General features: G+C 49.7%; 8 protein-coding genes and 1 riboswitch. Of the genes, 4 read left to right on the plus strand and 4 right to left on the minus strand.

From position 1 onward, the window contains the following. A partial coding sequence (locus NZ772_07340) for an NAD(P)H-quinone oxidoreductase subunit N (GenBank protein MCS6813370.1) occupies positions 1–450 on the plus strand: 450 nt, incomplete at its 5' end. 36 nt (positions 451–486) lie between these two features. Here the strand turns inward: NZ772_07340 and lpxA are convergent. Together lpxA and NZ772_07350 are read right to left on the minus strand one after the other, a co-directional pair. Next, positions 487–1,302 carry an acyl-ACP--UDP-N-acetylglucosamine O-acyltransferase gene (gene lpxA, locus NZ772_07345; protein MCS6813371.1) on the minus strand — a complete coding sequence of 272 codons (816 nt, stop codon included), beginning with the start codon at positions 1,300–1,302 and terminating at the stop codon, positions 487–489. A 411-nt stretch (positions 1,303–1,713) separates the two neighbouring features. Continuing rightward, on the minus strand, positions 1,714–3,930 hold the full coding sequence (locus NZ772_07350) for a phosphoketolase (GenBank protein MCS6813372.1): 2,217 nt from the start codon (positions 3,928–3,930) through the stop codon (positions 1,714–1,716). 216 nt (positions 3,931–4,146) lie between these two features. Beyond that, positions 4,147–4,304, plus strand: a riboswitch (cobalamin riboswitch). Positions 4,305–4,831: 527 nt separating this feature from the next. Between NZ772_07350 and NZ772_07355 the strand changes: the two genes are divergently transcribed. Both NZ772_07355 and psaC read left to right on the plus strand, forming a co-directional pair. Next, a complete protein-coding gene (locus NZ772_07355) occupies positions 4,832–6,961 on the plus strand; it encodes a TonB-dependent receptor (protein MCS6813373.1) in 2,130 nt (709 codons plus the stop codon). A gap of 232 nt (positions 6,962–7,193) precedes the next feature. Then, a complete protein-coding gene (gene psaC, locus NZ772_07360) occupies positions 7,194–7,439 on the plus strand; it encodes a photosystem I iron-sulfur center protein PsaC (protein MCS6813374.1) in 246 nt (81 codons plus the stop codon). Between the two features lie 206 nt (positions 7,440–7,645). On the opposite strand, the gene NZ772_07365 is transcribed toward psaC, so the two are convergent. Both NZ772_07365 and NZ772_07370 read right to left on the minus strand, forming a co-directional pair. Next, the gene (locus NZ772_07365; GenBank protein MCS6813375.1) at positions 7,646–7,936 is read right to left on the minus strand and encodes a TMEM165/GDT1 family protein; all 291 of its coding nucleotides are present in this window, start codon (positions 7,934–7,936) and stop codon (positions 7,646–7,648) included. Positions 7,937–7,950: 14 nt separating this feature from the next. Then, positions 7,951–8,247 carry a TMEM165/GDT1 family protein gene (locus NZ772_07370; protein ID MCS6813376.1) on the minus strand — a complete coding sequence of 99 codons (297 nt, stop codon included), beginning with the start codon at positions 8,245–8,247 and terminating at the stop codon, positions 7,951–7,953. 429 nt (positions 8,248–8,676) lie between these two features. On the opposite strand from NZ772_07370, the gene NZ772_07375 reads away from it, so the two are divergent. Beyond that, a partial coding sequence (locus NZ772_07375) for a DUF3416 domain-containing protein (GenBank protein ID MCS6813377.1) occupies positions 8,677–9,921 on the plus strand: 1,245 nt, incomplete at its 3' end.

Consider the following 9,921-nt stretch of genomic DNA (forward strand, 5'->3'; position numbering starts at 1 on the left):
GAACTGGAGCGTTTTGGTGCATTAGCTATGTACGTGCCCCTGGAAGGTGGCTACGAAGGCCGCTATCAGCGTCGATTACGAGCAGCCGGTTATACGGTGCTTAATTTGACTGCCAGAGGCTTAGGTGATTTGTCAGCCTATTTACAAGGTGTTCATGGTGTTCGTCCACCTCATTTGGGTAAAAAGACGATCGGCAATGAGGCAGCAGTAGGCTATCGCTACTTTGTTCCCCCTATCCTCACCTACAACTTGGAAAACATGCCAGCTCAGAACCAGAAAGGGTTGGTTCTCTGGTTGATTGAGGGGTTCGTCCTGTCCAGTCAAGAGATTGACTATCTGAGTAAGCTACCTAGCTTAGAGCCACGCATTAAGGTTGTGGTAGAACTGGGCGGGGGACGTGTAGTGCAGTGGCAACCGTTGAAGGCAGACTTGGTGATTTCAGCCTCCTAATCTTCGTAGACCATCACCTGTATTTTGACTGAGCATTTATACTTCGTCTGCATCATCCTCATCAGTGGCCTTTCTGGTTTGGAAGTAAAACTTGCAGATGCGCTTGGATGACTTAATAAAGTTGCAAAACTCTAGGGTTAATTCTGATTCTGGGTTTTGTTCCAGCTTGCTGACGGCCTCAGCCACAGATAATCCAGAGCGATAGAGTGTGTCAAAGGCACGCTTGACCTCTAGGCGCTGTGCAGGAGTAAAGCCTGCCCGCCGTAGCCCTACCACATTTAAGCTAATAACCGTGTTAGTGAAACTGCGGGTCATACAAAAGGGAGGCACGTCCCGCTGAGTGGCAGTTGAGCCACAAAGCATAGCCAGCCTACCAATGCGGGTATGTTGATGAATGAGGCAGTTGCCACTAATAACTGTCCGATCGCCTACCTGCACATACCCTGCTAACAGCGCCCCATTAGTAATAATTACCTGATTGCCAACAGTAGCGTTATGACCCACATGACTGTTGACCATCAGCAAACAGCCATCACCTATGGTGGTGACACTATCAGGCTTTGTTCCACGATGGATTGTGACTCCTTCGCGAATGACTGTATTGTTGCCGATGCGCACGTAGCTAACCCCACCGGTATAGGCCAAATCTTGGGGCAAGTCACCGATTACCGCCCCTGCATGAACCCGACACCCAGCCCCTAATATGGTGTGTCCTAGGATGGAGACATGGGAGCCAATTGCGCAGCCATCTCCAAGCTGTACATCACGATCGATAACCGAATAGGCACCAACGGTTACGTTTTCTCCTAGTTGTGCTCCCGGTTCGATCACTGCGGTCGGGTGAATGGTCATATCAGTAGTTGCAGCGTCCTATGGGTAGAGGTTATGGAGTAGAAGTTATAAGGGAAAGTATAGTACAATCCCCCCTTCTCAGTTGTTGTGAAGTCATTGCTAGGCCGGATTTGAGGATTCTACATAATGCCAATTCCAAAAACTACCGCCACAGATGGCTTGTAGTAAGGACTTAAGTCCTTACTACGAACTAGTAGGCTATGTAGCTAGCTTTTGGAGACATGGGACAACTGTCAACTCTACTGCTTTTAGTCAATTCCAAAAACTATCGCCACAGATGGCTTGCAGTAAGGACTTAAGTCCTTACTACGAACTAGTAGGCTATGTAGCTGGCTTTTGGAGAAATGGGACAACTGTCAACTCTACTGCTTTTAGAGCCGCAGTGTACTAAAACCTACTAAATTATAAGTGTTAAGCAAGTAGGGTCAACGATCGCCCTACCAGCGCTTCAGCAGTGATGCCGTTAAACGCCATGATCTGATTAGCCGTCGCCGTGGTTTCGCCCCGTTTCCAGGCAATAGTGTCACGCCTGCTCGTGCTACGCAACATAACAGGTTCTAGCATAGCGCTAGCTCCGCCCGTCACACCCAAGAGGGCACTGCCGCCAAAGATAGCCTCAAAACCAGTATCATCCAAAAAGTCACCATCGGGTTGGAAGCAGGTATTCCACAACACATCCGTAGGACGATAGAGGCGACGGGGAGAGACAACCGACACAATGCGAGAGCCAATGCCCTGTTCTGCCAGGTTCGCTGCTGCTTCATAGACAGGAATAAGCACCATGTCTCCAATGACAGCAAATACCACTAGCTTGCTGCCTGGAGTTTCTTGGAGAACTATCGCTCCCTGTTGCAACCCATCTCGTGTCTGCTCTAGGGTAGTGCGAACTGGCAGAGCTGACTTGCTAGCTGTAATCACCACGCCTTTGTTGGTTTGAGTCAATGCCCAGTCGTAGCAAACTTGAATGCTGTTAGCATCGGGTGGAAATAGGGGAAAGATGTTGCCATTCCGCATCATAGCCGCAAAATAGGCTTCAATCTCTGGGCGCTGATGTGTCCAGCCGTTGCGTCCCTGCTCTAGTGCTCCTGCGGTAAACAGAGTGATAGTAGCCGGTGTAGCGCGGCGTAGTTCTGCCATGGCTTGGGTAACAGTCTGCCAGATAGGCAGGCCATTAATCGCAAAGGATTCGTAGGAACACCAGAGAGTGCGGGATCCCATAAGGGCAAGACCAGCAGCCAGACCAGCACAGGCATCTTCACTCAGCGGCTCATAGACTTGGCCGCCAGGTGCTTGGTTGTAGAGGGGATCAGGGGTGGGATGATTAATTTTTAGGGCTTGGTTAATGTTGGCAATGCCAGACGCTTCGTTGCCATCGGCATTCGTGACCAAGAAGCGACGATCGCGCTGACCCACCTCAGCCACCAGTCGTCCCATCGCTGTTGTAGAAACCTTAGGCTCACCACCAATGGCATATTCCTCCAAGGGCAGAGTCCCCAAATCTGGCAAGGGCAACTCAAATTCGGTGACCACAGTCTTACTGGCAGGGCCACCCCCAGCCCGCTCACAGTTAGCACGCACTAGTGACCAGACCTGAGGTGCCAAGGCACGGCGTTGTAGCGCTGCAATGATATGGGAACTGTCTAAGGTATCCTTGGGATAGAGGTTGTGAGATTTAGCTCCCAATGCATGAACACCAGCTCCTTTTAGTTGCTTAAGAATAAACACAGTTAATTTGCCGCCCATAGCCGCCTGAGCCGCTGTATCCATACCTACAAGCACGGCCTTGGTAAACTCTAACCGCTTCTCTAGGGAACAAATAGTACTGTCAATGTAATCACCGGCTTGGTTTTGGTCGTCAAAGTCTTTTGCATCCACCAACACTACCTGTTCAAAGCCATTGCCATGCCAGTAAGCCATCATTTCTTCATTGGTTTTCATGGAAACCATGCTGTGGTGTTCCTGGGAAAAACCATTCCATACCAGCACCGGCAAGAAGTTAGTGATGTCAGGATAGGCCGTGTGGAAGTGTGCCATTGAACTCATGACGTAGGGTTCACCCAAGCCACCATCGCCTACCGTGAAAGGAAATAGCTTGTCTCGATGCAGGAAGGCCGCTGCCATCCCAAAGTGTTGGCCTTGACCCAAGGGGCCAGCAGGAGCCAATAGGCCAGGAATGTAGCCAGAGAGGTGGCCTAGCAAACCATGGGTTTCTCGGAAGCGATCGCGCAACTGCTGTACAGTGGTGATGCCCATATCTTCTAGGGAGCGATCAAGGAACATAGCGCTGTAGAAACCAGGGGCATGGTGCCCTACCTCGGTCATGATATTTTTGTAACCTAGCATTACCAGTGCAGCGTAGGCTTCTGCTTGGCTCGCAAATCCACCAGGGTGTCCTGATGCCTTGCTGCCTGTAATCTGTAGAGTCAGGTAGCGAAGTGCATCGGCATAGAGCAGGGTCTGGTAAGCAGCGGTCATATCATCAGCCTTAGCGATTGCTGTCTGCCCAGAGGCGATCGCCGGAGTGGCACCATAGGTATCAAACTCAGCCGGTAATTCCCCAAAGTATTGAATACCAGCACAGAAGTCAGGGATAGTCGTGTTGGGAGCGGATGTGGTTGCTACAGTCATGGAATAGATACCTAATGTCTAGACGGTGCACCCTTTATAGTACACAGTCGCGGTCAATCCCTGAGGCTTTCAGGCAACAAAATCTTCTATTCATCCGATAAATGTAGGGCAATGGGTTGCAAATACTCACCAGCATGGCGCTTTGGTAGCCTAACCTGTCAGGCATCTAAGCCGTCTAGAAACTGTGATAAACTCTGATCGCTGTTGAGAATTACTCCTGAGCAGCAGGCTGTCGGTTTTGGTAGGGAGCAGCTACCAAACGCAAGGGGGAAAGTCTGGTGCAAGTCCGGCGCTGTCCCGCAACTGTGATGAGTGTGCTAGTGCTATCGCTAATACTCTAAGTCAGGATGCCCGCCGATCGCCGCACGTCTCCAGCAGGGATAACTACTACGCCTCTCCATCAGAGAAGGCCATGGGTTGTACCTAGCTGTTGAAAGGCGTGCTGAGTTAACTTTATAACCATCTGCGAGGTACGGATGCATAGTCAGAATTGTTGTATGCGGCAATACCGATCGTCCTATTTACGATTGCACTTAGCTGTTAGCTGTTGCCATCCATAGTTACACACATTAGTTAGTTGCACACATTAGTTGCACACATTGTAGTTGCCTGTTGCTACCGATAGCAGTCGGGCCATTTATTGCGTTCATTGCGTTCACGGCTGTTTTGAACCTTATCGGGCAGTGCAACTCAACAACACAGCCTGAGTTTCTTGTATCCCACAGGATACTCCAGCATAGTACTCTGAACCTTTATTCTCTGAACAAGCACTACATATGCCCTGAGGAGTCGGCACAAAAGTCTTTCCCTAAGAGAGGATTGTGGCTCCTCTCTACTCCTATATGCAGTCCCCTAAGGAGAATTTAGTCTGACTAGTAGGGTGCTATGGCGGCGTTGAGCTGTGGGTTTACCAATTCCCATAATCCTTAACCCCTTTCAGGAGATGACTACCATGATGATTTCTCGATCGCTAACTGGTGTTCTCATAGCGGCTGCCGCTACCTTGTCTGTGCAAATTTTGCCAGCACAGGCAGAGGATGCAATGGTTAATCCACCAGGGGGCACGATCGCCCAAGCTTCACCCCCAGCAGCCCCAACTCCAGAAGCAAAACCCACAGAACTCGCCCCAGAAGATGAGGAAGAAATCACAGTCATTGACCGAATCCTCAAGCAACCTGTGTATAGCCCCTTTCGCCGCGAAGGGGAATTGCGGGAAGCTACCCGCCCTACCTACGTTGTGACTCGTGAAGAGATCGCAGCTCAAGGAGCTAGAACCGTGCAAGAAGCTCTGAAATTCTTGCCGGGGATTGCATCAGACGGCACGGCAGGTGGACACCTAGGGGCACTGAGTTCACAGTTTGCACGAGGGGCATCTAGCTCGCAGGTGCTGATTTTGCTGGATGGTCGCCCAATCAACACCTTTGATACTGGTGCGTTCGACCTCTCTAACTTTACTACCGATTTTGTAGAGCAGGTGGAATATACCTCTGGTGGTGGTTCTACACTTTACGGATCCAGTGCGATCGGCGGTGTGATTAATATCATCACCCGTCGTCCACCTTCTCAAGGGGTGACGGCAAGCACCCAACTGCAAGTGGGAAGCTACAGCTACAATCAGCAGGCGGTTCAATCTGCAGGACGGTTAGATGCTACGGGCTATGTGATCGGCTATAACCGCACCCAATCCTTTAGCAACTTCCCCTTCGAGATTCCCCGTGCTAATTTCAGCGGCATTCGAGAGAATGCTGACGTGCTGTACGAAAACTTAAACTTGCGCCTAGAGCAGGCATTGGGCGATCGCAATACTCTAGACTTTAGTGTACTGTTCCTGAACAAAGATTTAGGCAATCCTGGTGGCGTACCAATTCCCATCACTGGGTCAGCAGGCCGCTTTAATTCTCTAACCCGCAACGATCGTACCCTTACAGATCAATGGCTCACTAGCCTTACGTGGACATCTAAACTGGGCGGAGGTAATGATTCCCTGCTGACAGCTCGTTTCTTCGCTGATTTCCTGGATACCCGTGTTACTCGGCCCAACTTCGACAACCAATTTGAGAGTTATCAAAATGCTCTAGGTTTACAGGTACAGCACAGTTGGCGTTTTACACCCAGCCAGACAATCACCTATGGGGCAGACTACCGTAATACAAATGTCAACAACCGTGACTTGGTAATTTCAACCAATAGTCGTACCGACCAATACAATAAGGGCCTGAGCCAAGGAGCTATCTTTGCCCTTTACGATGTAAAATTTTCCCCAGAATTTAGCTTCAATGTCGGCATTCGACAAGATTTCAACAGTCTAGCGAACGGCTCTGTAACGTCACCAGCAGCTGGATTGCGTTGGCAGGTATCAGAAAGCACGACTCTGCGAGCTAACTATGCCCGCAGCTTCCGGGTACCCACGGCGGTCGATTTGTTTTTCCCTGGGTTTAGTAACCCTAATCTGCGTCCAGAAACTGCCAATGCTTTCGATATTGGTGTTGATCAGACCTTAGGCAATTTTGGCCTGCTGCGGTTTACGGCTTTCTACAACGAAGTATCGGATGCGATCGTCTTTGTGTTTAACCCTGCCACCTTCGCTGGGGCACCCGAAAATGTGCGTCGGGTAAGAACCTTGGGCTTTGAAGCAGCAGCAAATGTGCAAGTAGCAGAAAACTGGTATCTGTTCGCAAACTACACGCTGAATAATTCTCGCATCTTGGATGATCCCAATGCTCTGTTGATTGGCAATCGCCTAGCATTCACCGATGCAGACAGTTTCAATGTGGGTCTTTCCTACGAGACTCCTCAAGGCTTCTACGCGGGGGTACTGCTCCATTTGTTGGGGCAACGGTTCACAAATTTAACCAACACGGAATCGTTACCTAGCTATACCACTGTGGATTTGAAATTGCGGGTGCCGATCGATCGCACCCTTGTGATCAATGCCAGCCTTAATAATGTATTTGATCAACGCTATGAGGTGTTTCCAGGCTTCCCTGGCATTGGCATTAACTTCCGAGCTGGGTTGAACTGGTCATTCTAGGCAGCTACAACGGGCGGTGATTGGGGAGTAGGGGCAGGAGATTTAGGTGGAACGATCGCCACAGTTATTAAATTCTTTTAACTTTCGGTAATGTCCTGCCAGCGTGTCTACCAGCCTACGGTAAACTACACCATAAGCTTAAACCCTAACGTTTAATCGCTTGTTTATTGGGCCTCTAATTTCGCAGAAATCTCTCGCAGAACACTGAGCAGTCGTTTTGGAGTTTTAGTCAATGTCTCACTCAGTCAAAATTTACGATACTTGTATTGGTTGCACCCAGTGCGTTCGCGCCTGTCCTCTAGATGTGCTAGAAATGGTTCCCTGGGACGGTTGCAAGGCACAGCAAATTGCCTCATCCCCCCGCACTGAAGATTGTGTTGGTTGTAAGCGGTGTGAAACTGCCTGTCCTACAGACTTTTTGAGCATTCGAGTCTATCTTGGTGCAGAAACAACCCGCAGCATGGGCTTGGCTTACTAGGCTCTGCATTATTGGAGATGCCTAGCTTTCAGCAGCATGTGTAGCTTACATTCTCTGAAATTAGTGGCATGTTTCTACAGCAGACAGAATTCCAAGTCATCTTGTATTACATAACGAGTTAGCAGTCGCCTGTTAGCTATAAGTTTGTCAGTAACTCCGGATGAGATGGGCAGAGAGTAATCTCTGTCTATTTTTTGTTTTGAAGGCTAGTCAGACAAATTATCGTCACCGCGCGATCGCAACAGTCGCACTGCCATCACCACGAAACCTACAGCAGCGAGTGACTTGACCCAATGGGTTGGGAGCACACTTGCTACCCCCTCACCCATTAACACCCCTAGCAAGCTGGCCAACAGGAGAGCACCTGCTGTGCCCCAAAATACACTGCGGGGAAATTTAGAACTTCCACCCAAAGCAATAGCAGCAACTTGGCTTTTGTCCCCTAGTTCTGCTAAGAAAACGGTGACAAAACTCATGCCCAGAAGATCCCAATCCATAAGTTTTTTCTCCCTTATGCCATCACGTCGAGGAGCAGCAGCCCTGCTACAATTAGCAGCGCGATACCGGCTGCCCGATCAAGGACGATCGCAGGTACTCGCTGGGCTAACCATTGCCCCACCAACACACCTACCAAACTGGTGGTCACTAGAGCAGTAGCTGCGCCTGCAAACACAACCCATGGTGCATGGGACTCTGCGGTCATCAACAGGGTGGTGATTTGGGTTTTGTCTCCTAGTTCCGCTAGGAAAATGGTCACAAAGGTAGAAACGAAGACCTGCCAACGTCCGCTACGACTCGCTACAACCAACTGGTCTGACCCAGACTGCTCCGTAATCAGTGCTGCTTGGTTCAAGTCCTCACTGACAGTCGAGGTCGGCGGGGCTGCAGCGATCGCCAACTGACTGTCAGATTGCGCTAAAGGCTGCTGTGTTAAAGACTGCTGTGCCAAGGGCTGCTGGATTGGAGATGACACAGATAGGGTCATAGTACTCAAGACGTAATTATGGTAATTTCATTTTTCTTTCATCATTATGACGATAGATGCAAAACTTCGCAATTCTTTTTACTGCACTCTGATCCTAAAGCACACACTACTTAAGACTTTGCGATAGCTGCTCACTATACAATCAATCATCAGGGCAATCGATCATTAGAAACAGCCGTCACGGTTTTACAAATCGTGTAAATGAGTGGCAGCGTGAGGATTTGAGTAATTTCACCTAGCAAAAACGTAGTCATGGGAACAACAGCTATGCAGTTGGATGGTAGGCGACGGATTCGGTTTGAGAGCATGTGGCCTGAACTTGATGGCGGACGTTTTCCAATTAAGCGTGTTGTCGGAGAAAAAGTACACCTAGAAGTCGATATGTTGGCGGATGGCCATGATGTTTTAGCTGGGGTAGTGCTATATCGTCATGAACACAGTGACCAGTGGCAAGAAACACCGTTGTCACCCAAGGATAACGATCGCTGGTGGGGCATCTTTAAGGTTTATGACGTGGGGCGCTACCAATATACGGTTCAGGGCTGGGTTGACCATTTTCAGACATGGCGGCGTGGCTTGGCTCTCAAACTGGCTGCTAAGCAGGATGTCCAAGTGGATCTATTAGTAGGGGCTGAACTAGTAACTGCTGCTGCCCATCGAGCGGCTGGACGCTATGCTGATTTGTTACACAGTTATGCCCGTAACTTACGCAATGCAAGAGCCTCAGATGTTGAGTGGCTACGGGAATTGGCCTTGTCCAAAGAGTTGGCTGCGGTAATGGCTGTGCATCCCGATCGTAGCCTTGCTGTTACCTATGACAAAGAACTGGAAATTGTGGTTGATCGAGAACGTGCTCGTTTCAGTACGTGGTATGAACTATTTCCTCGTTCTTGGGGAAAACCAGGCCAACACGGTACCTTCAAAGACCTAGAGAGACATTTGCCCTACATTGCGGATATGGGCTTTGATGTGTTGTACCTAACGCCGATTCATCCCATTGGGACTACCTTTCGTAAGGGGAAAAATAATGCCTTGACTGCTGAGCCTGATGATGTAGGCGTGCCTTGGGCAATTGGATCCCACGAAGGTGGACATATGAGTATCCATCCCCAACTGGGGACATTGGATGACTTTCGTGCCCTAGTCGATCGTGCCCAGACCTATGGGATTGAAATCGCCCTGGACATTGCCTTTCACTGCTCCCCTGACCATCCCTACCTTAAACAGCACCCCCACTGGTTTGCTCACCGTCCTGATGGCAGCATCCGTTGTGCCGAAAATCCCCCCAACCTGTATGAAGATATCTACCCCTTCAACTTTGAAACCGAGGCATGGCAGGAACTTTGGGAAGAACTCAAACGCATTATCCTGTTCTGGATTGAACAAGGGGTATCTATCTTCCGGGTAGATAACCCCCACACTAAGCCCTTCAGCTTTTGGGAGTGGCTCATTCGCGAAGTCAAACAACGCTATCCAGAAGTCATTTTTCTGCCCGAA

It is taken from the genome of Cyanobacteriota bacterium (genome assembly GCA_025054735.1).
Taxonomy (GTDB): domain Bacteria; phylum Cyanobacteriota; class Cyanobacteriia; order SKYG9; family SKYG9; genus SKYG9.